Origin of the sequence: Paenibacillus motobuensis (assembly GCF_039521865.1) — a bacterium.
Classification (GTDB): Bacteria; Bacillota; Bacilli; order Paenibacillales; family Paenibacillaceae; genus Fontibacillus; species Fontibacillus motobuensis.
On sequence record NZ_BAAACX010000006.1, the window covers coordinates 260,267 to 285,980 of the forward strand.

At 45.2% G+C, this 25,714-nt stretch carries 22 protein-coding genes and 1 pseudogene; 18 read left to right on the forward strand and 5 right to left on the reverse strand.

Translation table 11 applies throughout. The features are described from left to right. The first annotated feature begins 51 nt into the window (after positions 1-51). The 8 genes from ABD014_RS05020 to ABD014_RS05055 all read left to right on the forward strand — a co-directional run bounded on the left by ABD014_RS05020 (position 52) and on the right by ABD014_RS05055 (position 10,009). The gene (locus tag ABD014_RS05020) at positions 52-3,165 is read left to right on the forward strand and encodes a hybrid sensor histidine kinase/response regulator (RefSeq protein ID WP_343858355.1); all 3,114 of its coding nucleotides are present in this window, start codon (positions 52-54) and stop codon (positions 3,163-3,165) included. 101 nt (positions 3,166-3,266) lie between these two features. After that, positions 3,267-4,658, forward strand: a complete 1,392-nt coding sequence (locus ABD014_RS05025; protein WP_343858216.1) for an outer membrane protein assembly factor BamB family protein — start codon at positions 3,267-3,269, stop codon at positions 4,656-4,658. Between the two features lie 207 nt (positions 4,659-4,865). Next, on the forward strand, positions 4,866-5,531 hold the full coding sequence (locus ABD014_RS05030; protein ID WP_343858219.1) for a metalloregulator ArsR/SmtB family transcription factor: 666 nt from the start codon (positions 4,866-4,868) through the stop codon (positions 5,529-5,531). A gap of 36 nt (positions 5,532-5,567) precedes the next feature. Then, positions 5,568-6,866, forward strand: coding sequence for an MFS transporter (locus ABD014_RS05035; protein ID WP_343858221.1), 1,299 nt, complete (start codon positions 5,568-5,570; stop codon positions 6,864-6,866). A gap of 76 nt (positions 6,867-6,942) precedes the next feature. Next, positions 6,943-7,929, forward strand: a complete 987-nt coding sequence (locus ABD014_RS05040) for a peroxiredoxin family protein (protein ID WP_343858223.1) — start codon at positions 6,943-6,945, stop codon at positions 7,927-7,929. Positions 7,930-8,120: 191 nt separating this feature from the next. Continuing rightward, positions 8,121-8,879 (forward strand): GNAT family N-acetyltransferase, encoded by a 759-nt coding sequence (locus tag ABD014_RS05045; protein ID WP_343858225.1) that lies wholly within the window; start codon positions 8,121-8,123, stop codon positions 8,877-8,879. A gap of 73 nt (positions 8,880-8,952) precedes the next feature. After that, entirely contained in the window at positions 8,953-9,471 is a 519-nt protein-coding gene (locus ABD014_RS05050) for a GrpB family protein (protein ID WP_343858227.1), read from the forward strand. Positions 9,472-9,595: 124 nt separating this feature from the next. Next, positions 9,596-10,009: a hypothetical protein gene (locus ABD014_RS05055; RefSeq protein WP_343858230.1), complete on the forward strand. Its 414-nt coding sequence runs from the start codon at positions 9,596-9,598 to the stop codon at positions 10,007-10,009. Between the two features lie 109 nt (positions 10,010-10,118). On the opposite strand, the gene ABD014_RS05060 is transcribed toward ABD014_RS05055, so the two are convergent. After that, on the reverse strand, positions 10,119-10,730 hold the full coding sequence (locus tag ABD014_RS05060) for a nitroreductase family protein (RefSeq protein ID WP_343858232.1): 612 nt from the start codon (positions 10,728-10,730) through the stop codon (positions 10,119-10,121). A 187-nt stretch (positions 10,731-10,917) separates the two neighbouring features. On the opposite strand from ABD014_RS05060, the pseudogene ABD014_RS05065 reads away from it, so the two are divergent. From ABD014_RS05065 to ABD014_RS05105, 9 genes and pseudogenes are all read left to right on the forward strand, one after another. Beyond that, a pseudogene (locus ABD014_RS05065) lies at positions 10,918-11,464 on the forward strand (sigma-70 family RNA polymerase sigma factor). Beyond that, complete coding sequence (locus ABD014_RS05070) at positions 11,448-12,725, forward strand: DUF4179 domain-containing protein (protein WP_343858234.1); 1,278 nt, start codon at positions 11,448-11,450, stop codon at positions 12,723-12,725. Before ABD014_RS05065 ends, ABD014_RS05070 begins: the two are co-directional and overlap by 17 nt. Before the next feature lie 219 nt (positions 12,726-12,944). Next, positions 12,945-13,355 carry a BlaI/MecI/CopY family transcriptional regulator gene (locus tag ABD014_RS05075; protein WP_343858236.1) on the forward strand — a complete coding sequence of 137 codons (411 nt, stop codon included), beginning with the start codon at positions 12,945-12,947 and terminating at the stop codon, positions 13,353-13,355. A 47-nt stretch (positions 13,356-13,402) separates the two neighbouring features. Next, positions 13,403-15,649 (forward strand): M56 family metallopeptidase, encoded by a 2,247-nt coding sequence (locus ABD014_RS05080; protein ID WP_343858238.1) that lies wholly within the window; start codon positions 13,403-13,405, stop codon positions 15,647-15,649. Between the two features lie 181 nt (positions 15,650-15,830). Then, positions 15,831-16,778: a helix-turn-helix transcriptional regulator gene (locus ABD014_RS05085; RefSeq protein ID WP_343858240.1), complete on the forward strand. Its 948-nt coding sequence runs from the start codon at positions 15,831-15,833 to the stop codon at positions 16,776-16,778. 69 nt (positions 16,779-16,847) lie between these two features. Next, positions 16,848-17,378, forward strand: coding sequence for a DinB family protein (locus ABD014_RS05090; RefSeq protein WP_343858242.1), 531 nt, complete (start codon positions 16,848-16,850; stop codon positions 17,376-17,378). Between the two features lie 166 nt (positions 17,379-17,544). Beyond that, positions 17,545-19,035, forward strand: a complete 1,491-nt coding sequence (locus tag ABD014_RS05095; protein ID WP_343858244.1) for an aminotransferase-like domain-containing protein — start codon at positions 17,545-17,547, stop codon at positions 19,033-19,035. A 29-nt stretch (positions 19,036-19,064) separates the two neighbouring features. Further along, a complete protein-coding gene (locus ABD014_RS05100; protein WP_343858358.1) occupies positions 19,065-20,003 on the forward strand; it encodes a D-alanine--D-alanine ligase in 939 nt (312 codons plus the stop codon). Beyond that, a complete protein-coding gene (locus ABD014_RS05105) occupies positions 19,996-21,180 on the forward strand; it encodes an aminotransferase class I/II-fold pyridoxal phosphate-dependent enzyme (RefSeq protein ID WP_343858246.1) in 1,185 nt (394 codons plus the stop codon). The genes ABD014_RS05100 and ABD014_RS05105 overlap by 8 nt, the downstream gene beginning before the upstream one ends. A 69-nt stretch (positions 21,181-21,249) precedes the next feature. On the opposite strand, the gene ABD014_RS05110 is transcribed toward ABD014_RS05105, so the two are convergent. Next, positions 21,250-23,496 (reverse strand): ATP-binding cassette domain-containing protein, encoded by a 2,247-nt coding sequence (locus tag ABD014_RS05110; protein WP_343858248.1) that lies wholly within the window; start codon positions 23,494-23,496, stop codon positions 21,250-21,252. Positions 23,497-23,727: 231 nt separating this feature from the next. On the opposite strand from ABD014_RS05110, the gene ABD014_RS05115 reads away from it, so the two are divergent. Then, positions 23,728-24,624 carry a hypothetical protein gene (locus tag ABD014_RS05115; RefSeq protein WP_343858250.1) on the forward strand — a complete coding sequence of 299 codons (897 nt, stop codon included), beginning with the start codon at positions 23,728-23,730 and terminating at the stop codon, positions 24,622-24,624. Here the strand turns inward: ABD014_RS05115 and ABD014_RS05120 are convergent. From ABD014_RS05120 to ABD014_RS05130, 3 genes are read right to left on the reverse strand one after another with little or no spacing between them, the layout of a single operon-like run. Further along, positions 24,616-25,071, reverse strand: a complete 456-nt coding sequence (locus ABD014_RS05120; protein WP_343858252.1) for an HAD hydrolase family protein — start codon at positions 25,069-25,071, stop codon at positions 24,616-24,618. The two genes, ABD014_RS05115 and ABD014_RS05120, sit on opposite strands and share 9 nt — an antisense overlap. Beyond that, entirely contained in the window at positions 25,058-25,273 is a 216-nt protein-coding gene (locus ABD014_RS05125) for an HAD hydrolase family protein (RefSeq protein WP_343858254.1), read from the reverse strand. Before ABD014_RS05125 ends, ABD014_RS05120 begins: the two co-directional genes overlap by 14 nt. Beyond that, entirely contained in the window at positions 25,249-25,578 is a 330-nt protein-coding gene (locus tag ABD014_RS05130; protein WP_343858256.1) for a hypothetical protein, read from the reverse strand. The genes ABD014_RS05125 and ABD014_RS05130 overlap by 25 nt, the downstream gene beginning before the upstream one ends. Positions 25,579-25,714 lie beyond the last annotated feature (136 nt).

The window sequence follows — 25,714 nt, forward strand, 5'->3', positions numbered from 1 at the left end:
TCATGATTAAGAGAGGAATGGTCCTTGGCAGATGCTTCGCCAAATGACGGTATGAAGAAGAACCATGTTGTTATATTACTAATACTATTTATAGTAGCTTTGTCCGGTCTGCGTATTTTGTGGATGGAGGTATCTCCTCAGCGGACTCACGTCTCCATTCAGAATGGTCAGTTGGATTTACGTGATTGGGATGCAGAGGACGGTAAAATCCTATTACTTGATGGAAAGTGGGAGTTCTACCCTTCACAATGGTTGATGGATGGGAAGTCGCTCCGCATACCGAACGGGAATCCCCTCAGATTTATCGATGTCCCCGGAGGCTGGAATAAATCGCTGAATTCCGAGGTGCCAACTCCATATGGCTATGGTTCTTATCGTTTGCGCATTCATGTGAATCCGTCGAAGGACATGAACTATGGTATTCGTATACCGAGTGTACGCACAGCCTCTGAGTTATACGTCAATGGTCGATTGCTAGCCAAATCAGGGCAGATTGGGGAGGCAAAGGATAAATATACAGCTAAGAATCTCCCCTATTCCTCTACTTTTGCAGCAGATGAGAACGGCGAGATCGATCTGGTAATTCAGGCGGCCAACTATGTGGATAGCCGAAGCAGCGGGATTATTCGCTCCATTAAATTCGGTTCAGAATCAGCTATTACTAGAGAGATGAAGCTTTCCATTTCAATGCAATTTCTAGCAGTCATTATCTTTCTGATGCACTCGATTTACGCAATTCTGTTGTATTTGCTTGGGAACAAAGAGAAGCGGCTGCTTTACTTTTCATTGCTGACCTTATGCATCACTCTCTCGAATGTGCTAAGTAATGATGAGAAGCTGTTCCATCAATTATTCTATATGGGCGCTGGCTGGGACTTTCGGTTCTCTAATGTCTCATTAATGATCGGTGTCTATGCTTTGTTGGAGTGTACGAACCATCAGAAACTTCGATATTGGAGAAGGATATATCCTGTTTATAAGGTATTGATCTTAGGAACGGCTGTCGTTACGTTGTTTCTAGCCCCTCAACAGGTGATTATACTCTTCCCCGTTTATTTTCTGCTGGGGATTTCCGGTGCAGGGGTTGCATTGGCTGCTATCTTTAAGCTAGTCAGCAAGGATATCAAGAGCAATCTGCTGCTGTTGTCTTCTATTCTGGCACTGCTTCATCATGTCCTATGGTCGTTATTCTGGCGGGATAGCGGTATGAGCTATGTTCACTATCCATTCGATCTGATCATTGCAATGGGTTGCCTTGCTTCCGTATGGTTTAAGGACTATTTCAAGATGCATGCGAATACCAAGGAGCTTGCTGCCACATTGCAAAGAATGAACGACCATAAAGATCAATTTTTGGCGAATACATCGCATGAATTTAAAAATCCGCTGCATAGTATTTTGAACATGTCACAATCAGTATTAAAGAGGGAGCGTCATCTGTTGCAGGAGAGAAGCATCAAAGAGCTTGAAACGGTTCTAACTGTAGGACGGCGTCTTAGCTTGATATTAAATGACTTAATTGACGTAATGAGTTTGCGGGAAGGCAATCCGCGTCTGCAGAAGAAGGCCATACGCCTTCAACCGGTCATCACTGGAGTCATGGATATGCTGCAATTTAATGCGGAAGTGAAATCCATTCAATTCGTAAATCAAGTTTCTGAAGATTTCCCCGCAGTCATTGCGGATGAGAATCGGGTCGTGCAAATCGTCTTCAATCTACTACATAATGCTGTGAAATATACCCATGAAGGAACGGTCTCGATTCAAGCAGCTGTCCAGGACGGTAGAGCATATATTGAGATAGCCGACACCGGGATGGGTATGGATGAGAACATGCTTAAGCGTCTCTTTCGTCCCTATGAACAAGCAGCCACGAACGACACGATGATTGAAGGCGGTTTCGGATTAGGCTTGAGTATCAGCAAGCAGTTGGTTGAGCTGCATGGAGGTAGGCTCAATGTATCGTCTACTCTCGGCCAAGGTTCCAAATTTACATTTTCGCTGCAGCTCGCATCTGACGAAGCAGAGATAGAGAATGAAATCTATGCGATCCCTAACTCTTTCGCGCAGTTGGCAACCGAACATATGCCTGCACTACGTCAAGTCTCGGCCAGTCTAGAGAAAGAGGAGCTTCCCGCGATAGCGAACCCAACAGCTTCCGTTGAAATGAGTCGCGAGCGCCCGATCATACTCGTCGTGGATGATGATCCTGTGAATCTACAGGTGCTTGAAGCCATTCTGCCGTTCGAGGAGTATGATGCGACGATGGTAACAAGCGGCAAAGAAGCGCTCGCTGTACTGGATGCCAAGGAATGGGATCTGGTCGTCTCGGATATTATGATGCCGCAGATGTCAGGTTATGAGCTGACACGAATCATTCGCGAGCGTTTTACCCTTACAGAGCTTCCTGTTCTGCTCCTTACGGCAAGAAGCCAACCGATGGACATTCAATACGGTTTCTTGGCAGGGGCCAATGATTATGTGACCAAGCCGGTAGAAGCTATTGAGATCAGATCGCGGATTGAGGCGCTTGTTACGATAAAACAAAGTGTACAGGAGCAATTGCATTTAGAAGCTGCATGGCTGCAAGCGCAAATTCAGCCTCACTTCCTATTTAATGCATTGAACGCTATCGCCGCTTTAAGCGATGTTAATCTGGATAAGATGCGTGATCTGCTAGATCAGTTCAGCCACTTCTTGAGGCATAAGTTCACTTTTCATCATATGGATGGGCTTGTTCCGATCGAGGAGGAGCTCAGTCTAGTGCGCTCTTATCTATATATTGAGAAGGTTCGGTTTGATGAACGGCTAGAGGTGATTTGGCAGCTTGATGAGTGCGAGGGGTTAATGGTCCCATTCCTGTCGATCCAGCCTTTGGTTGAAAATGCGATAAGACATGGCATTATGAAGCGTACCCGTGGAGGCAAATTAATCATCCAGATTGCTGTCTATGATTCGCATACCAAGATTACTGTCGAAGACGACGGGGTCGGGATGGACGAGGTTCAATTACAGCGAATATTGGAGAGAAGAGCGGATCGCAGTTCGGGAGTTGGTCTGATCAACACGGATCAACGCTTAAAACGGCATTTCGGATCGGGACTTCATATAGAAAGTGTGTTAGGTGAAGGGACAAAAGTAACTTTTTATGTATACAACAGGTGAGTTGTATGCGGCCTGGACTTATGTAATTGCAACATTATCAAATCATCAAACGTTTTATGTTTGATATGGTAAAAACCGTTACAAATGGGGGCGTGGTTAGTATGGTAAAGGGAAAATTGAATAAAAACTTTAAAGATCAACTTCTTCGGTATTTTATAGCAAGCATCGCAGTGGTGGTATTTACTGTGCAGGGAGTGGTCCTTTTCCTGCCTACGCGGGCAAGTGCAGAAACAGCGGATGTATCGGTGCAAAATTGGTATTCCTATCCACATATCACGGTTCCCGAGTTGAAACCTGTCTGGACGCTGCAGGTGGATAATTATCTTAATATGAATGAACCCTATATTGGGAAACAGGCTATTGCTGAAGAGGGCAAAGTGTTCACTTTCGCCGAGACTAAGCTGGTTGCTATTGATGCGAAAACAGGCAAACGACTATGGGCGTATGGAAAAGATCTGACACCTTTTGTAATCTATTCTAAGGGCGTCATTTATGGTCTATCAGGAGATCACAAGCCTTACGCATTGAATGCAAAGACGGGAAAAGTAAAGTGGCGGTCAGATTCATCGACCTGGATCGATACGCGGATGCGCACGGAGTCATTGATCCCAACTGAAGATACGCTTTATGTGATTAAAGGGAGCACAACCTTCGCATTTGATATGGCGACGGGCAAGCTGAAATGGAAAGTAGATGAGCCGCTTGCTGAAGGAAACGGAACTGCTTACCTGGAAGAGTCGGACGGTGTCGTTCTTAGGACCTTTTATGTACAAGGTGCACTCTCAACCATTCAGTTGAATGCTTATGATAAAAAGACGGGCAAGAAGATATGGAGCCAATTGGGTCAAGGGGAAGCGCTTCAAATTAAAGACGGTCTTGTATATTCAGTTGATTACTATTCTCCACTGCTGTTTGAATATCAGTCTCAGCCTGATCGGAAGTTGTCGTTAAATATATTTAACCTTAAGACTGGTGCAAAGAAGGGTAACCGCGAATATAACTGGAAAATGCCTGGTGATCCTCCTTATGAGTATGGGCAAATGGGCGTATTTATGAGTGGAGACAAGCTGTACATTGATCAAGGCGATAAAGTGGCACAATATGATTTTGACCAATATAAGACTGGCGCGGCTCCTCTAAAGACATTTCAACATCCTTATGGGGATGATTGGATGCTGCTCAACATCACCCAGGAACGGCTGATCTTCCAAGACAAAGTAACGTGGGAGCTGAAGGGCATTAAGCTGGCGAATGGACAGGAGGTCGTATGGTCCGGCGATGCACCATTTTCACAGATTGACGTGTATGGCAAGGGGATGTACCGGGCGCAGCGAAATGGCACACTCCTCGCAATTAATATGGTGACGACAACGCCAGTCTTTAGAGTGAAAACTGGAGTAGACTATCATGAAAAGACGCTAAAGACGGATGGAATGTTAATCATACAGGCCGAGGGTAAGCTTCTCGGTGTTAAACTGCCAGCATCGCTGTAATATGCCGATTAGCGAGTGCATAGAATATTTCGATAAAACGTTTAAATAATTTTTTTTAAACCACTGATCACGATTATCAGTGGTTTTTTTATTGGTACGCCAAGCATAGGGGTCATCTCTACGGTGAAAGTGTTTTGACAAACCCATAGACACTAGCTACAATTAAACCGTTCAATAGATCAATTGAATAGATGAGGGGTTTGGAATATGAATGAAAGAGAGTTTAAAGATGCGCTTTATCAGGAGTTTGCCCGTATTGGCAAATGTCTTTCTAGTCCAAAACGATTAGAAATATTAGATATCTTGACACAAGGACCGAAATCAGTAGAAGGGATATCCAAGCTTACTTCGATGTCAATAGCTAACGTATCGCAACACTTACAGACCATGAATCAGGCTAAGTTAGTTGTATCCAAGAAGCAAGGTAACTTTGTTTATTATGAGCTGGCAGATCCAGCTGTCATGAATTTTCTAGACACTTTGCATGGACTCTCTGAACAACAATTAATTGAGGTACAACATGTGAAGTATCAATTCCTCGGTCAATTTGCGGATGTAGAGGGAGTATCTATGGAAGAACTGCTGGAACGTATGGACTCAGGAGAAGTTACCCTTCTCGATGTACGTCCTAAAGATGAATATGAAGCGGCCCATATACCCGGGGCAATCTCGATCCCATTTGAAGAATTGGCTGAACAGCTCGCTTCATTACCAGCAAGCACTAAGATCGTCGCTTATTGTAGAGGTCCTTATTGCTTGATGTCCGTTAGAGCTATTGAATTGCTGAAAGCCAATGGATACGATGCCGTTAGATTGGATAAGAGCGTTATGGATTGGAATAAATTCATGGATAGGAGAGCGAGTGTGTCATGAAAGTTGGAATTATATGAATTATGGAGGAATTAACATATGTCGTCAGTACAATATACAACGAAACAACAGGAACAGCTGACAAGCTATATCCATTCACCTGAAAATCAACAAAAATTGTACCGTCGAACACTGGCAACGGTTATTTTCTCTCAAATTTTTGGTGGGGCTGGGCTTGCAGCAGGCATAACTGTGGGTGCTTTATTAGCTCAAGATATGTTGGGAACAGATCATTTTACTGGCGTCCCAACAGCTTTATTTACTCTGGGATCTGCTGTGGCCGCCTTTCTAGTAGGTCGATTTTCTCAAAAATATGGAAGACGTCTTGGACTTGGTTTAGGTTTTCTCGCAGGCGGGCTTGGAGCGATCGGAGTTGTAGTATCCGCTCTCGTAAACAGTATTGTATTACTTATGATTTCACTTCTTATTTATGGCGCGGGTTCAGCCACAAATTTACAAGCACGTTATGCTGGTACTGACCTGGCTAATTCTAAGCAGCGAGCGACTGCCGCAAGCATGGCAATGGTATTTACGACATTTGGAGCGGTTTCAGGACCGAATTTGATAGAGGTGACAGGACAGCTTGCATTTTCTATCGGAGTCCCCCGCCTGGCAGGTCCGTTTATATTGGCTGCGGTCGCCTATTTTTTAGCAGGAGTCGTTCTACTCTTGTTCCTTCGTCCCGATCCTTTACTAGTGGCAAATGCGATTGCCGATCTGTTCAGTCATCATACTAATTCTTCTTCTGGTGCAGAAAGAGTAGATAGACAAGTAGGGAAACGTGGAATAATTATTGGAGCTACCATCATGATTTTGACTCAGATTGTGATGGTAGCCATCATGACAATGACTCCGGTTCATATGAAGCATCATGGACACGGATTAAGTGAAGTAGGTTTGGTTATTGGTTTTCATATTGGCTCCATGTATCTTCCATCTCTAATTACAGGGATTCTGGTTGATAAAGTTGGACGTAAGATCATGGCGATCGCTTCGGGTGTTACTTTGCTTCTAGCAGGTGTGGTCGCTGCTCTGGCACCAGGTGACTCTTTGACCGTCTTAATCGTAGCGCTATCTCTATTAGGATTGGGCTGGAACTTTGGACTAATCAGTGGTACGGCACTTATCGTGGATTCAACCTCGCCATCCAACCGAGCTAAAGTTCAAGGATCTGTTGACGTACTGATTGCACTGGCAGGCGCTTCTGGGGGAGCGTTGTCCGGTATTGTTGTTGCTCAATCTAGCTATGCTTTTCTTTCTTTTGCTGGAAGTATATTTTCTCTTTTACTAATTCTAATGATGATATGGTTACAAAGAAAGAATAGGTCGATTGGTTAAAAAATCATGTTAATGATGCTAAGCTAATCATTAAGTCTATCATTGTTGTATAAAGGGGGCGATAGCACTGCCGAATTTGCAAATTGGTACGTTTGTGCTGAATATTGAACTGTTAATTTATTTGATCTCGGGCATCGTTGGTGTTCTGGCAGTCCGTTTTCGGGAACGGGGACGCCCGCAGAAAGAAATGCAAATATCAGAGGCTTGGAACGCGGTCTTTATATGGTTAATCGCTTGGAAGCTAAGCTTATTTCTGTTCGACCCCAAAGGGGTCATCAAGCATCCGCTTTCTTTAGTCTTCTTTAGCGGAGGGCTGAGAGGTGTATTACTTGCGTCCATTGCTGCGATAGCTTATCTATTTCTACGAAACTATCGCCGGGCTGGAGGTCGGGAAGCGATTACAGTTGCGATAACCTGGGGAGCCGGAATGGCATCCGCTGCGTTCTTCGGTTTCATTGTATTTGATGATGCGGTCGGCATTATCGAATATATGGGACTTGCGGTGGCGGTCACTATACTGGCTTTCCTACTGAGCCCATCTCCCAAAATTGCCTCCCGGTGGCTCGGAATCGCACTTATCGCTATGATGCTGGGGTATACCGTACTCAACTCGACAGGCGGCAATAACGTTCGAATGGATCAAGCTGCTCCTGATTTTGAACTAACTGATTTGGATGGAAACACGATTCGGTTATCCGACTATCGCGGCAAAACCGTCGTAATGAATTTCTGGGCAACCTGGTGTCGTGTTTGTCAGGCTGAAATGCCTCACATGGAGAAGTTTTATCGAGAACAACAGAATGAGGATGTTGTTGTTCTTTCCATTAATGCAACAAGCCAGGAGAGAAGCAGTGATATTGTAGGAAATTACGTGGATAACGAAGGGCTAAGCTTCCCTATCGTGTTGGACAAGAGTGGAGATGTGTTGAAAAAGTATAATGTAACCGCGTATCCGACTACCTATATCGTCAATCCTTCTGGCAACATCCGAGAGCGGTATTTAGGTGCGGTCAGCTATGAGAGCCTCAAGAAGGCGGCGAAACTGACGGATCAGGGCAACTAATAAGGCTATTTATTTGAATTAGCGTACAAAAGACCTTTAACCATCCAAGCCAGTTCAATAATAACTAGAGTTAGTAAAATTCGATTATAGTAGAACATTCACAGGTTAACCTTTCATTACTTTGATATGATAAAAGTTCAAATCTGTTGCCCTTCATTGTAGAGGGGTCAAAGTATAGGGAAGTGAATATAGTGGCGAATGTACCAAGTCGAGAAACAGGGATGCCTCTATTCTCGCAAACGATAACTGACTTTTGGCAGACAGAATTTCTGAATGGAGACGTTCTTTATAGGGATGAAGTTTTTAGTATCGCTATCAATCCAGACCTGGACGAAGACCGCCGGATCATGATGCTTGAAACCATTGACGGTAGGGTTATGGTGGTCCTGACACCTGCACTAGCTGAAAAGATAGCCCTGAATAAAGAACAAGACCTGTCTGAAAAGACTTTTCGCCGGAAATTAAATGAAGCTGGAATCTCCCTTCATGGCGCGGATTATTTATTTTATTTCTCGGAAACCGATAAGAATGTAGTGCTGGAAGAAAATCTGGAAGGTGAATTACGCCGGTTAACAGGGCAAGATCATGCGGTTTTCTCTAATTTCCAATCCTCCGCCTCGGAACAAGACTTGGACGATGCTTATGTAGAATTGGATCACTGGGCGGTGTTCGGTTCTTTTGAACGGAACCGCCTGGTCAGCGCCGCCAGCATGTATCCTTGGGAGAATGCGAAAATTGCCGACCTCGGCGTACTGACTCTGACAACCTTTAGAGGAAAAGGCCACGCCCGCAAAGTAGTGCGTTCAATAAGCAAATATGCCTACGGTCAGGGGTACGAGCCCCAGTACCGCTGCCAACTCGATAATCTGGCTTCTATTTCACTGGCTAAAGCGGCGGGGTTGACGCTGTTTGGAAAGTGGGATGTGGTTTCTCCCGACTCCATGAACTGAAATCCGACTAGAAAGATGTAATGTCCTCAACAGACTGCAACGTGAAAATATCAAATAAAAATGAGGTGAGACTATGAAAATTATGGTTGTGGAACATCATCCTGAGTGGAAAGAAGCGTATTTAAAGGAAGAGCGTGATATTCAAAACGTTCTTCATGATGAATTAGTGAATAGCTTTCATATTGGTAGTACCTCGGTTCCCGGTCTGAAGGCGAAGCCTATTATTGATATCTTACTTGTAGTTTGTGATATCAACGCTTTGGACAAATATTCCGCTCAATTTGAGCAGCTTGGATATGAAGTGATGGGAGAGTTCGGTATTCCTGGCAGAAGATATTTCCGTAAAGGGGGAGACAATCGGACGCATCACATTCATGCCTTTCAATATGATCATATCCAGGAAATTGAGCGTCATCTCGCCTTCAGGGATTATCTGTGCCATCATCCTGAAATAGCAAAGGAATACGGTGAATTAAAAGATGAATTGGCGAAGAAATATCCAAATGACAACGAGAGTTATAGTGACGGAAAAGATGATTTTGTAAAGAAAGTAGAAAAGCAAGCCTTGATTTGGCATTGGACTCACCGCTAATAGGAGAATTCTTGCAGGAAAAACGGACAGGAACAAGAGGAATTGCTAAAGAAAGTACAGAATAGTATTTAGTAGATGTAATTCTAAATAGTTCTGTTACTAGATGCTAAGGAGCGTGCGTGATATGCAAGAAAATTTATCTAATGAAGAGTCTGCATTGATCATGCAAAGTGTTCAGCATTTCTTGCTAAAATTACGAGGAGAGCTTGAAGACCCTTCAGATAAGGAGTTCCTTAATCATCAGATTAAAGTTGCTCAATCGGTATTCGAGAAGGTTCTTGATTTACGATTATCAGATGATGGCACGACGATAAGTAGTGCTGGGGAGATTCCCGTAAAGGATATGGCTTTCAAAGCTAATTACACGTACCATGGCCGAGATAAAAATACCAGAACAGGAAGTATTGTCGTTCAAGTAAGCCATATGGCGTATGTGAAGCAAGCGGTCAAAGATCAACTTCACAAAGATCGTGGTTGGGAACCAGGATGGATATTTGTAGGTACGATTCAACCCATAGACAACAATGAAGCAAAATGAATCATAAGGATAGTCGTTGCTGATCTGATTAGATTTATATTTTGCGGAAATACAACTAAGCTGGCCAATAGGCCAGCTATATTTTTTTTGCTAGATGTTGATATGACTACTACTCGATTTTCCCTTCATACACAAGTTCATTCAGCGGGCGGCGGCCGTTCGGGACTTCGCGCTGTTGGATGCCTTCAGGCAGCAAGGATTTATCCCCATGATATCCAAGAGCGATAAGAGCATGAATCTCGAAGTTATCCGGGATGTTCAGCAGGTGTCTAGCTTTATGACGATCAATACCTCCCAGGGCATGAGTGACCATACCAAGCAACGTCGCTTGAATCGCCATCGAAGCCCATGCTGCACCTGCATCGAAAGCATGAGCGCCATTCGGATCGCCATTGTCTCTTAGTTTATCGGAAGCAACAACAATCAGAACAGGGGCAGTAGACACCCAGGTTAAATTGAATTCATTAATGAATTGATGGAATACGCTGCGCTGCTGCTCGGTTTTGGCGACAATGAAGCGCCATGGCTGATCGTTAAAAGAAGAGGGTGCCCAGTGTGCGGCATCCAACACCGTATATAGATCTTGATCGCTCACTTCACGAGTTGAAAAAGCGCGCGTCGACCAGCGATTCAGAAAGAGAGGGCTGACCGGATACTCGGAGACGCGTGTAGCCTGCACCTCTGCTGAAATTTGATTGACGATGGTTTGTACATTGCTCATCTGAATATCTCCTTCCGAAGGTAATTTACTTTTCCAGTATATGCGACTTACTTAAACTTATCAAATTACTTTTTGAACTGCCGTGGACACTGCAAAGTAAAATAAATATAGTACGAAGAAAATTTTTTCGTATAAAATGAACTTTTATAACCTTAACGACCTCTTATCTATGAAAAGGGGAGTGAGCATGAAAGTAAATCATCTTGTCAAACAAGCCCAAAAAGGCAACAAGGAAGCCTTATTACAACTCATCATGGCTGATAAGGACGCTTATTATCGTCTTGCCTATACATACATGGGGAACGAGCATGACGCCATGGATGCCATGGAGGATATGATTGTTACCCTGTATGAAAAAATTGATCAGTTGAAAAAAGGGGAGGCCTTCTACAGTTGGAGTAAAACCATTCTCGTTAACCGGTGCAAAACATTACTTCGTAAAAAGGATCGATTACTTCCACTAGAGAACGAGATAGTACCACTATTTGCTGCATTAACTGACGATAATCCCTATCGTGATGCAGAGTCCGAGATGAATATGCAGGTATTGCTATCTCATCTAAACGCACAGCAGCGTGAAGCGATTGAACTTCGTTATGTTCATGACCTTCCGTATCAGACGATTGCGGATATAACCGGTGCACCGCTTGGAACCATTAAATCGAGAATCTCGCAAGGAATTCAAAAGCTAGAGATTGTGATCGGAGGTGGATCGTTATGAGAACGATCGATAAGAAATTCGAGGAGTACAAACAGATTCAGGTACAAGCTCCGTCAGATCTAGAGGGAAGACTTCGGGATGCATTGCAGTATGTTCCCGTAAAACATAGAAAAGTAAGTAAAACGGTGGTGTGGATATCTTCAGCTGTTGCGGCACTGATTCTAATGGTCGGAGCTTATGAGTATCCTGCCTTGGCTTATTATTTCAACAAAGTCAGCTTGAACTCTCTAAGTTTTGCTGAGGTGATGGAGCAGGGGGTTGGCCAAAGGGTAGACAAAAGCCTAACACTTAATGACGGTACAGTTCTTACTATTAATGGCGTGATTGCGGACGATAATGTATTTCGAATGTATTACACGATTGATCGACCTGCAGGTACTGAGTATTCTGACGATGATTTTTTACGTTATAGCTTTGATCAAGTGCAAGGGTTCTTGACCCATTCCAAGTCGCTTGGTGGAGGCGGGTCTCCAGGCAAAGACAAGAGCCAGTTCATAGGGGAAAATGAATTCGAACCCGTGAGTCCATTCGCTCGAACTTTAACCCTTGTATTTAACGAATGGCTGGATAATGGGGAGAAGGTATCCTATTCCATCTCCTTCGATTTTGAAGCGAATAAAGCGATGAAGAGTATCATTAAAGAAAAATTATCAGAATCCATTGCGGTTGATAAGGGAACGATTCACTATGACTATATCACGGCTTCGCCTACTTCAACTATCGTGAAGGGACATTATGAACTCGAAGAGTATCCGAGGTTTTCAGGAGAAACCAAGCTCTATGTGAATGGAATAGAAGTTGGAAGGACGAGAGCAGAGGCACATAATCCGGACTTTTCGCTTCAATTTGATCCGTTTCCTACAGACCATATTCAGTCTATTGAACTTGTTCTTGATAATTTTGAAGGATACCATAAAATCAATGAGCCCATCTCGCTGGCATCACCGTCTGATCGATCTGTTAAAGTGGGTGATGAGAAGTTGTGGATTCGAAGCGTTACTAAAACCAGAACAGGCTATGATATCGTCATTGCCAGAAAACAGTTTACATTCTTGGAAACAGACAATTTAGCCATCCAAGCGGGTGGTAAAACAGTGTCTGTAGCGTCGATTTCCGAGGAACGTCCTTGGACCTTGAATAATGGCAATATCCTGTGGGAGCAGACGTATTCTTTTAACACGGAGGACATACCGGAATTTTTAATTTGCGACGGATACCAATATATAAAAACCTACAATAAGAAAATTTCGATTCCCGTAGATCGCAGAAAATGATTCTTATATAGAAAAAAACAAGATATGAAAATGGTATTTGTTAGTAGTGAAGAACTTATTTGCAATCATGATTGCAAATAAGTTCTTCTATTTTGAAAGGGGAGGTTGGTATCTAAAAAATATTCAGGCATTTTTAAAATTTACAGTTGTAATAGTTAGTATCATAGGTTATATTTACATATGTAATAGTTAATTTATAAAGGGAAAGGAGGAAGTTCTATGGAGAAAATGCCAAAGATTTCGGAGTCGGAGTGGGAGATTATGAAGATCATTTGGCGGGAAAATCCGATGACAGCGGAGCAAATCGTGCAGCATTTGCCGGAGGGAACGGACTGGAGTGATCAGACGGTCAGAACTTTTATTAATCGGTTAATGAAGAAAAAAGCGTTGGGGTACCAGAAGTCGGGCCGGAGTTACCTGTATTATCCGTTAATTTCGGAAAAAGAGTGCGTGCGCGAAGAAAGCCGTTCTTTTCTAAACCGGGTCTTTAACGGTGCAGCCGGGTTGATGATGACCAACTTCTTGGAGGAAACGCAGCTGTCGGATCAGGAGATTGAGCAGCTACAGAGGATTCTATTGGAGAAGCAAGGAAAAGAAACAAGAGATTCAAAAGATGGATCACAGCCTTAAAAGTATGTGTTCAAAGAGCGTGAAATTAAAGCAAACGAGGTTATACCATGGATATCGCTGAACGTCTCTTCAATTGGTTTGTTGCCTCAACGTTGATGGCAAGTGCAGCTGCATTTGTAGTGCTGGCAGTTCAGCATCTGTTCCGCAGACACATCCATGCGCGATTAAGGCATGCACTATGGCTCATTGTATTGTTGAGACTCATGCTGCCGGTACTGCCGCAAAGTCCGGTAAGCTTGTTCAATGCAGTGCCTGCATGGACAGAAATAAAAAATGCTGTAATCGGGTTCTCGCATCAGTGGAAAACGTCTGACACGATATCCGAACACAGCCAAATAAAAAACACATATCAACCATATTATACAACAAATGATGCTGAGAAGAATACTATTTTACAGCCAACTATGACCAAGAATAGTACGGATGAGTATGCCGAAGCTGGTATAAAGAGAGAAAGCCATCCAGCTATTCGTATACTGGCTGTAGTCTGGCTGACAGGTGCGGTCATCTTGACGGGATACAACCTGATCTATTGGCTGCAAATCCAAAGAAAACAAAAATATCTCAGACCCGTAAACCATGTTGCGATATTAAAGATTTTAGAAGAATGTCGAGTCTTGTTTTCTATTAAACGCCCTGTGGAGATATTTGCAGATTCTGCCGCTCAGAGTCCGTATATTACGGGGATTTTCCGTCCAGCCGTTTATTTGCCGAAATCGCTTATCTCAGAAGAAGCTCCTGAGCAGTTGCTTAAGCATGTGATCGCGCATGAATTGGCCCACTGCAAACGAAAGGATACAATCTGGAATATGATCGGTAGTCTAGTGCTAGCTGTTCACTGGATGAATCCCTTCGTCTGGTTCATGCTACGGCAGATGAAAGCCGACCGGGAACTGGCTTGTGACGCCTGTGTCCTGGAGGTGCTTGGGGAAGAAGAGGCAGTGCCTTATGGCATGACGATGATCGGATTTCTGAGAAGGTATGCTGCGGGAAGAAGTCAGGCGCATCTTCTATATTTCAAAGGTTCGAACGGTCAAAGAGAGATGGTAAGGAGAATTCGAATGATTCAATCTTTTAAAAAGGGTTCTTATAAATTTTCCATAATGGCGGTCATTCTCGTACTTTTGATGGGTACGGCGACGCTGACCGATGCACGAGCATCGGAAGCGAAATCTTCCGATTGGGTTCATGCCGAAGACGGCGGGAATGAAATGCTATTTCCGAATGAAAAATTCCGGGTATATGACAACCTTGAAAAAGGAGCGAAGGTGGTACCGTTTAAATTTAAAGTTCCATCCTTGCTGCCAGAGGGCTATGGTTTTAGCGATTTAAGCATTACGTTCAATGATTCGCCACCGCGTGTCCACTTAGGGTATGTTAAAGATAAAATAAGCAGAAGTAGTGGCAACTTCAGCTTAAGAATCGAGCCAGGCGCTGATCTCAAGAAACAATATGATCTGATTCGCGAAATTGAGCTGGATGGAACCGATCAGGCGGATGACGGGAAAGTGATCGAGAAACAGCCTCTAGCCCTAGCTGGCATAGAGGGAGGCTATAAAATTACCATTCGCATGACCACCTGGAAAGGGCAGCCGGAAAGATATTATTATATTTGGAAGGATCAAGGCATAAGTTATGAATTAAGCTCCTACATCCTAACCAGCAATGAAATGGAGCAATTAATAGCTTCTATGAAGTTGCCGGATGCGAAGCTGAACCAGCTTCATGCAAATAATGATTATCATGGGAAAATCCTCAATGCTTTGTATGATACCGAGGATATCCGGCGTGCTCAGGAGTTGATTGGTTTTAAAGCGGCTTTTCCTCGCGCATTGCCTGGTGATTTTATCGCCAGTAGTTCCTATGTGTCCCGCAAAGCGAATTTCAATTACGTAGAAAATGATGAGGATTCCATGCGCAAGCTGTTGTCGGTTGCATACAGTCGGGACAAAGATCATAGCAACAATAAAGCGAATCCGGGTATCCAGGGCGTTTCATTTAAGCAGATGTTAGACAGAGATATGTATCAGGAGATGAAAAAGAACGGCCAGGTTTCTTTTGAGAAAATGAACGGTGAACGGAATATTATTAAGCTCACAGCTTTATCTTTACAGGGGAAAGAAGTGCTTCGTACTGAGCCTTACAATCTGGATGGCAAAGCAAAAGGATCTGATGATGTTAGACTAGTCAGTTACTTCTGGTATGACGGTCAAGTTTGTTATCAGGCGGTATTCCAAGGCCAAGGGCCGGAGGAGCAAAAAATCGTTGGATATTTGATGTCAACGGATCGCTAAATTATAGAGAACAGCCCTCATTCTGCAATAGGCAGGATGGGGGTTTGCTTACCTACTCGATAGATTGCAAGCATTTGTCGAGGAGCATTTGTATTCACCCCGTTGGTATGCGTTATAATCAAAGCTAACACTCTCATAATTTTGTGAATTAGGCAATTGATAGAGCAGAGAGGGAATTATAATGAACAAAACCGAACGACAACTCGCCATTACGCTTGAACTACAACGGAGTAAGGTGCTCAGGGCGGAAGATTTGGCGGCTCAGTTTGAGACGAGCGTACGGACGATATATCGTGATATTCAAGCCCTAAGCGAAGCCGGGGTCCCGATCGTCGGAGCTCCCGGACAGGGATATTCCTTGATGGAAGGGTATTTTCTTCCACCTGTCGGATTTACGGCAGAAGAAGCAGTATCCCTGCTTATGGGAACGGATTTTATCGAGCAGAAGCTGGATGGCGAATACGGCAACGCTGCCAAGGCGGCCAGGCGCAAAATCGAAGCGGTCCTGCCGGAGCAGGTGCGTGAAGAATCAGCGCTCGTACGGGAGACAATGCGCCTTCTTCATGTTGGCGAACCGGTAGCTGGTTGGAAGGAGAAGGATTATCTTGGACAAGTACGGCGCGCGATTCTGGAACGTCGCAAATTAAGTTTTACCTATCTGAAAAAGATTTCAGAATCAGACGGTAAACGTGAAAGCAGGCGGGAGGTTGCTCCATACGGACTAGTACTTGTTCAGGGAAACTGGGTGTTGATTGCAAGCTGTGATCTACGGCAGGATATCCGTCATTTCCGATTGTCGCGGATGACGGAGCTTATCGTATTGGAAGAGGGCTTTTCCATGCTGCCCGGGTTTGACCTGAGCCGATACCGCCCAGCGGACGACCGCAACATGCGTATACTGGTTCGGGTGAATCCTGATATTGTCGACAAAATCGTCGAGATGGCTAATTTTTATATGGAAGCGATGGAGGCGCGGAAGAATCATCTTCTGGTCACCTTTCGCGTTAGACATCCGGAAGAGTTACTGCCTTATATCCTTGGCTGGGGTGAAGATGTCGAGGTGTTGAAGCCAGAATCCTTCCGTCTTCGCATTCGGACAGAGGTCGAAAAAATACTAAAACGCTACTGACATACTGTTGTCAGCAGCGTTTTTTTATATTGGGAATATATCTACTATTGATGAGGAGTTGTTTACTTGATGAGAAGTACAAAGGAAGCATTACAGGATTTTGAAGTGACGGTAGAACGATATTTACTCGAACTGGACAACCTCGAGTTGAAGCAGCTGCTAAAAAAAACGAACGAAGAGGATTGGTCCATTGGGCAAATGTATAAGCATTTGATTCAATCGGCACAATTTATGCATTTACAACATGTCGACCAGTGTTTGGCTGAAAGTAATGAAACTTTGGCCCATGAGGAAGAAAAAACGGAGCAAGGCAGGGCCGTATTCGAGCAAGGAAGTTTTCCGCCCATTCGGATCCGGGTCCCTGCCTCGCCGCAATACACCCCACAGCAACCGGAAAGCAAGGAAGAACTGATGGAAGGGCTACAAAGTGTGGTAGAACGGATGAGACGAACGGAACCCGCTTTGTGTCAGGCATCTCTACGGCATAAGATCCTACATCCCGCTTTCGGCCCGTTAAACGCCAAAGAGTGGTTCTTACTGGTCGAAATGCATTATCGGCATCACTTATTGCAGTTGGAACGTTTGAAAAGGGAGCTTTGAACTAGATTGTGTCCAGTTTGTCAACTTATATAGATACCCTAATACAAATGTGAGGATGAATGTGGCATAATATTCAGGGGAACCACCCAAGGATGAAAAATCCTGCAGGGTGGTTCTTTTTTTCTTACGCGTCCTATGCCAGAATTACAGAAGGGGGCGATGAAGAGTGTTCCAGGATTTCAAGCTCGTTGACGACCGTCCGGTCGCGATACAAGTGAAAGAATACGTCAAACGTTTAATTATAAAAGGGGCGCTTCAAGCGGATCAGAAGCTGCCTTCTACAAGAGAAATGAGCGGATTGCTCAAAGTGAGCCGCAATACAGTCATTGCCGCCTATGAAGGGCTGGAGGATGACGGATATACGTACGCTATTCCCGGGAAAGGCAGCTATGTAGCAGCAATGGGAACTCAATTGGCTGGAGACAACGGTGATTCAGTTGCTTCCTCCACATGGCAGATTGACTGGAAGGCGAGAATGAACGAGTATGCCGGATCGGCTGTAGAGCTGGATATGATGAAGCAAGGCATTCGGGCCCAGAAAGGGACGATCTCGTTCACTAGCATTGCTCCGGATGAGCAATTATTCGATCTCGGAGATGTGAAGCGAGCCTTTATGGATCGCATGGCCATCGAAGGGCAGGTGCTGCTGAACTATGGTTATGCCAAAGGCTATAAGCCGCTGATCGATTATCTGATGCGTTATATGGAGAATAAGGGTGTCGATATCAGTGGCAAGGATATGTTAATTACAAGCGGTTTTACCGAAGGCTTCGATATTGTCCTGTCTGCACTGCGTCCTTCTGGACGCCGCGGGGCAGCCATTTGCGAGAATCCGACCCATCATACAGCCATCAAAAATTTGAAGCTGCAGGGGTTTGAGATTACCGGCATTCCGATGGAGCGGGATGGTATGGATGTAGATCAGCTCGAGAAGGAGCTGCAAAAGCAGACGAACCACTTCGATCTGGCTTATTTAACGCCTTCCTATCACAATCCAACCGGGGTTGTCATGTCGGCAGCCAAGCGTAGTGCCGTTGTGAAATTAATGATGCGTTATCAGATTCCGGTGATTGAGGATGGATTTAATGAGGAACTGCGCTACTCAGGAGCGCATATCGCACCAATAATTGCGACAGCAGGGCAAGGGAATGGTGTGATCTATATCGGCAGCTTCTCCAAGGTGCTGTTCCCGGGTTTGAGGGTTGGTTGGGTGCTCGCAGACCGGGCGCTGATTGACAATCTGGAGAGCATTAAGCGGGCACGCACAATTCATACATCAACGATCGATCAATCGATCCTATATCAATATTTACTGAACGGGAATTTCGATAAATATGTCAAAAAAGCTCGAACGGAATATAAACGCAAATACGAGCTGACGAAGGCATGCTGTGAAGCATATCTCCCTGAGGCGCAGCTGTCTGGCGACGGGGGCTTGCATTTGTTCCTTACCTTCCCATCAAAGATAGACACACATGAACTGCTGGAAGCTTGTACGGCACAGGGGGTTATTTTTACACCGGGAGACAGATTTTTCATTCAAGAGGGAGAAGGGACAAATACATTGCGGCTCGGATTCTCACGAGTAACGGATGAGAATATCGTGCAGGGGATTCAGATCATCGCCGAGCAGGTTCGCGACCTTCTTAAGGCATAACAATAACTACAGACAAATGAGGTGTCATGATGAAGATTGGCGTTATTATGGGCGGTATTTCCTCCGAGCGAGAGATTTCGCTGCGGACAGGTCAGGAGATGATCCGTCATTTGGATCATAGCCGTTATGAGGCGGTCCCTATTGTAATTGATCAACGAGCGGACTTCATTGAACAGGTACAACTGGCTGAAATAGATCTTGCGCTACTGGCTCTGCATGGTCAATATGGCGAGGACGGCACGGTACAGGGAGCGCTGGAGACGCTAGGGATTCCATATACAGGCAGTGGTATTCTGGCAAGCAGTCTGTGCATGAACAAGCGGCTATCCAAGATGCTGCTTACGGCAGGGGGTGTGAATACGCCGGCAGGCCTTTGCTGGCAGGGAATGGAGGATTATAATCCACGGGCGGTGGAGCGGATGGGTTATCCGGTGATTGTAAAGCCGAACACGGGGGGATCGAGTATCGGCATCCAGCTCGTGCATCATGAGACCGAACTGCTGAATGCTGTTCAAGAGTCCTGCGCTTTGGATCAGACGATCTTGATTGAACCTTATATTGAAGGGATGGAGATTACCTGCTCGATAATAGATGGGGAAATGCTGCCGATTATCGGCATTCGCTCCGCCCATTCGGAGTGGTTCGACTACACGGCCAAATATGAGGTTGGCGGCGCTGAGGAGAAGGTGATCGAGCTTCCTCCAGCTACTCATCAGCGCGTGCGCGAGGCGGCGCTCGCCAGCTATCAACTGCTGCAATGCAAAGTCTATGCGAGGGTCGATATGATCTTGTGTCAGGATATCCCTTATGTACTGGAAGTCAATACTTTGCCGGGAATGACCGCAGGCAGCCTGCTTCCCAAGAGTGCGGCAGCAGCAGGATTGACCTTTACCCAGCTGCTGGATCGTATTATTGACTGCTCGCTTCGTGAGCGGAGACAGGAATGGGGGAAGCTGCAGCATGTATAGTGAAAAGAATGCAGGACAATTTTTGTCCTCAAGTGTAAGGGACATTCGACCATCAGGAATCCGCGCTTTCTTTGATCTGAATACGGCGGATGGGGATACGATCGCTCTTGGAGTTGGGGAACCGGATTTCGTTACACCGGAAAAGGTACGTGAAGCCTGCATTCAGGCCTTGCGTGAAGGGAAGACAAAATACACCTCTAACGCTGGCTTAATGGAGCTACGCGAGGAACTCTCGTCTTATTTAGCTAACAGCTTCGCACTTTCCTATGACCCCAGTCATGAAATCTTCGTGACGGTCGGAAGCAGTGAGGCGGTGGATCTGGCACTACGGGCCGTACTTGATCCGGGAGATGAAGTACTGATTCCAGCACCAAGCTATATAGCTTATGAACCCATCACTCATCTGCATGGTGGTAAAATTGTAGAGGTGACGACGAAGCCAGAGGAGAAGTTCAAGCTGACGCCACAAGCATTGCGGGCGGCGATTACGCCCCATTCTAAGGTTTTGATGCTTAATTATCCGAGTAATCCGACCGGAGCAGTCATGACGGAACAAGATTGGCAGCCCATTGCTGAACTCGTGATCCAGCATAATCTGGTTGTCATTTCGGATGAAGTGTATGCCGAGCTGACCTATGGGAGAAAACATGCAAGTATTGCTTCCTTGCCAGGGATGAAGGAGCGTACGATCGTGATTAGCGGCTTCTCCAAGGCGTTTGCGATGACAGGCTGGCGCGTAGGCTATGCTTGCGGTCCGCGTGAGTTGATAGCAGGCATGTTGAAAATCCATCAGTACACGGCTATGTGTGCTCCTACAATAGCACAGATCGCAGCCCTTGAATCATTGCGTTATGGTCTGGCCTCCAAAGATGAGATGATGGCCAGCTATAATGAACGTCGCAAGCTGTTTGTAGCGGTATTGAATGCGATCGGGTTAACCTGTCATGAACCTGAAGGAGCATTCTATGCATTTCCTTCTATTACATCTACAGGGATGTCATCGGAGCAGTTCGCTCTACGGCTGCTGAAGGAAGCGAAGGTCGCAGTTGTGCCAGGTCATGTATTCGGATCGGGAGGAGAGGGCTTTATCCGCTGCTCATATGCAACATCGCTCACTGATTTAGAGAAAGCACTGGAGAGGATGGGACGGTTCGTGCAGGTCTTGCAGCCGGTTTGATGAAAGCATATAGAAACAGATCACTAGATGGGTAATTAAAACCATAAAGTGATCTGTTTTTTATTTTGACTACATCAAATATTTGCTTGTGAGCGAATCTTTTGCGTTCAGCAGCTGCTTTGGCGTGCCTTCGAATACGACTTGACCGCCATTGCTGCCGCCTTCGGGACCCATATCGATGATCCAATCGGCGTTACGAATGATATCCAGGTTATGTTCGATGACAATGACCGTATTGCCGGTATCTACAAGGCGATTCATGATCGCTAGCAGATGGGTGATGTCCGACATATGCAATCCGGTCGTCGGTTCATCCATAACGTAGATACTTCCTTTTTTATGCAGTTCACTGGCCAGCTTGATACGTTGGCATTCGCCGCCGGACAATGAGCTAAGCGGTTGTCCGAGTGTCAGATAATCCAGTCCAACATCGCTCAGGGCCTGCAGCTTACGTACAACCTCCTTGATCTCAAAGAAATCGAGGGCATCTTGAACAGTCATCGCCAGAACATCAGCGATTGATTTACCATTCAATTTGTAGTCCAATACTTCTTCTTTGAAGCGTTTGCCGCCGCATACTTCACAAGGTGTCTTCACAGTTTCCATAAATGCCAATTCAGTATAAACAACACCAAGACCTTGGCAGTTCTCACAGGCTCCCTTGGAATTGAAGCTGAACAATCCAGCATTCACTTTGTTGGCTGAAGCGAAGGCCTTACGCACATCGTCCATGATGCCGGTGTACGTGGCTGGATTTGAACGGGTCGAAGTACCGACCGCCGCCTGGTCAATCACAATGGCGTCGGAATGCTGCTGCAGGAATACCTCGTTGATTAATGTACTCTTGCCAGAACCAGCTACGCCTGTCACTACGGTTAAGACTCCCTTAGGAATATCAACATTGACATGGTTCAAATTGTGCAGATTGGCGTCCACGACGGACAATTGTCCCGTTGCCATGCGAAAATGATCCTTGATCGGCATCGAATGCTTCAAATGCTTGCCTGTCAGAGTATCCGCATCTAGCAGCCCAGAATAGCTGCCTTCATAAACAATGGTCCCGCCGCGGCTACCAGCCAATGGTCCGACATCAACGATATGATCAGCCACCTGGATCACATCAGGGTCGTGTTCAACGACGATGACCGTGTTGCCTTTATCCCGCAGTTTCTGCAGCAATTCATTCAGCCGATGCACATCACGAGGATGCAGCCCAACACTCGGCTCATCGAAGATGTAGACCACATCGACGAAGCTGCCACTCAAATGCTTGACCATCTTGACCCGTTGGGACTCTCCGCCGGATAAAGTGTCAGTCTCACGGTCGAGGCTCAGATATTCAAGGCCAATATCCACCAGGTGCTGTAGTCTTTCAGTTAATGCTTTAACCATTGGGGCAGCTACTGGGTCTGTGATTTCACGAATAACCTTAACCAGCTGACTTGCTTCCATGGAAGATAGTTCAGCAATATTGCTACCATTGATCCTACAGCTAAGTGCAGCCTGGCTGAGACGAGTGCCGCCGCATAACTGGCAGAGTCCATCGGTGATATAGGGCAGGGCCCTCTTTTGCGTGCGCTCCGACATCGCTTTAATGTCCCGCTTGATATACTTGTTGGTGAACTTCTCGATGAAGCCTTCCACTGTTATATTCATGGTCTTCCCGCCGAACTGTGTCGCCACTTTCTTCGCCTTGCCGTACAGTAGTTCTTCCAGATCCTCTTCCGGATAATCGCGCAGCTTCTTGTCGAGATCATAGGACCCTGACTGTACGATCATCGTCCAATCGAAACTGTCTATTGAGTAGTCCGGCAGCAGGATGGCTCCTTCATTTAATGAGAGTGACATATCCAGCGCCTTACTCATATTTACGCAGCGAATACGGCCTGTTCCGTTGCATTCGGGACACATGCCTTGCGGATCATTGAAGGAGAACATATGCGCTTCTCCTACATAGGGTTGACCAACACGGGAAAAGAGAAGACGGAGAACGGGGGAGATATCGGTAATCGTGCCTAGGGTTGAATGAGCGCCGCCACCCAAGCGTTTCTGATCAACGATCACTGCCATGCTCAAGTTCTCAATTGCATCTGCTTCCGGCTGCGGAATACGCGGCAGGAAATTGCGGACGAACATACTGAAGTTTTCGTTCAATAGACGTTGGGACTCAGCGGCGATAGTATCGAATACAATCGAAGACTTACCCGAACCGGATACACCGGTAAAAATCGTGATCTTACGCTTAGGAATGCGCAAAGATACGTTTTTAAGATTATTTTCCCGAGCGCCGCGAATTTCTATATATTCTTGGGACATCGTATCTCCTTATCTAATCATTTAGTGTCGTTTTGATTATATGTTACTATTTCGTGTCCTGCAAACTAATAGTCACATCTGAGAATTTCCCCATTTTTCTGGGGGGATTCTCTTTTTGATTGCTTGAATCAATGATGCATTTGAATATTCAGGAAGATTTTTCTTGTCTATTTTATATCAAAAACTTGGTAAGGTAGAGAATAGCAAATGGATAAGAGGTGATGAGTTATTATGATGAAGAAACGCTGTTTGTTCTGCGATGAGATTGTACCGACTAAACCGGAAGGTGATTATGATAGATATATAAGCTGTTCCTGTTCACCGGACGGATCCTATAGCTTACTTAGAGATAGTTACGAATCTATTAATTCGTTGCCCCACCCTGAGAAGCGTAATATGCTTCACATCATATCGGCTTATATCCGTGAGCTAACGGATCGCGATGAAGCAGTCGTTCTATCCGCCAATGATCTGGAGACGATTGTTAATTCTCCGATGATTCCTGTAACCATAGAGGATAAAGGAATCCGTCTACTGCAATATTTATATAGGCATTCTGATCGTGCAGGAGAACCCGTTGTCATTCATCCACTCTCTAGCAATTATAATCTGACGTATTCCCCTAATCTGCAAGAGCTCGTATATATTATTGATAAATTAAGGAACGAGCAGCTTATGATCAGAGAAGGAACCAGCTTTCAGCTTACGGAGCAAGGATGGCGCGAAGCGGCAGCAAGCGCCGGAGGAAAGAAGCTGAAGCCATGCACGATTCTTATCGGGAATGATGAGAATTTGAGCACGGAGTGGCAGGAAAGATTATTGCCGATTATTGAGCAATACGGTTATCTGCCACGATTGCTTCCACACGCAAATATGAAAACACCGGGTGCCGAAAAGTATTCCTTGGAGCTTATAGCTGACAGTAAATTGATTATCGCAGATTTAACGGGACAACCCCCTGAGGTGTATTTTGCAGCGGGATATGCACTTGGTCTGAACATTCCGGTGATTTGGAGCATGAGCAGCCGTGATGCAGAGACACTTCCTGTACAAATAAAAGAGATTCGCCCCATCGTTTGGGATTCCGCTGAAGAGCTGGCGTCAATCCTCCAGCAGAGGTTAAGTTGATAAACGCATTAAAGAAGCTGATGCCGGTTGAGTACCGGCACCAGCTTGCAGTTTAAGGTCTTTTTTCAATGTCCACAAAATAGGGTCTAGGTCTATCGCATCCAGCACAGCTTCGGCATTATTCGAACCGATCTGATATTTCGCCGTCCTCTTCACAAGTTCACTCGCATGTTCCATCGCATAACTATAATGTACATGCCTTAGCATTTCGATATCATTGCCACTATCTCCAAAAGCCGCCGTCTTATCGTTCGCGATTTGCCATCTTTGCTGAAGAAGCTGAATTCCATGCGCCTTGTGAATGCCAGTTACAATAATATCCACATCCCCATAACCGCACGATACGGCCGTAACTTCTTCCAGGTTCAGGTTCACAAGTGCTTGATCCAGATCTTCAAGTGGAAAACGAAGGGCAAATTTAAACAATTGATCCTCAATAAGCGCCATTCTCCGCAACAAAAGCAATTTCATGCTCAATTTCAGGAAAGAACGACCGCAGCTGATAATATTGATTCCCGCTAGCCACAACAAATCGAATGCCTTTTGTTTTCATCTGTGCATATTGTTCCAGAAAGCGATCTCGATTATAATCCTTACGGTCATTCAGAAACGTGCCATCCATGTCTACGGCAATGATTTGTACATCCACAGCGCAGACACTATGCCTGAATGGTCCATCGAATATCCAATCAGTGCAGGGAAGACCGCGGCTCCAAAACCGGCAAAAGCTGTAATTAGACTGGTAACGAGACGCGTCATGCCAGGCAACGTATGATTCGCATACACCAGGGTGATCGAATAAACACCCGACATCGTTAAGCCCATAAGGATGACTAGGATAAAGCCGACGACAGCATCCCTGGATAACGCAAACACGACGATCACTACGAGGGTGCCGAACATACTCCAGCGCAAATAACTCGCATAATTTACTTTTCGAATAATCCAAGTCATGGTAAACTTCGGGGGATTGACTTATCCTTTATTATTGTTTATATTTATAACGTAAAATTTAATTAACTGGATTGTTACTGGTAAAGCAGGCAATACCTAAAACAGTGATATAGAGATTTTTTTCTATATAATTGTT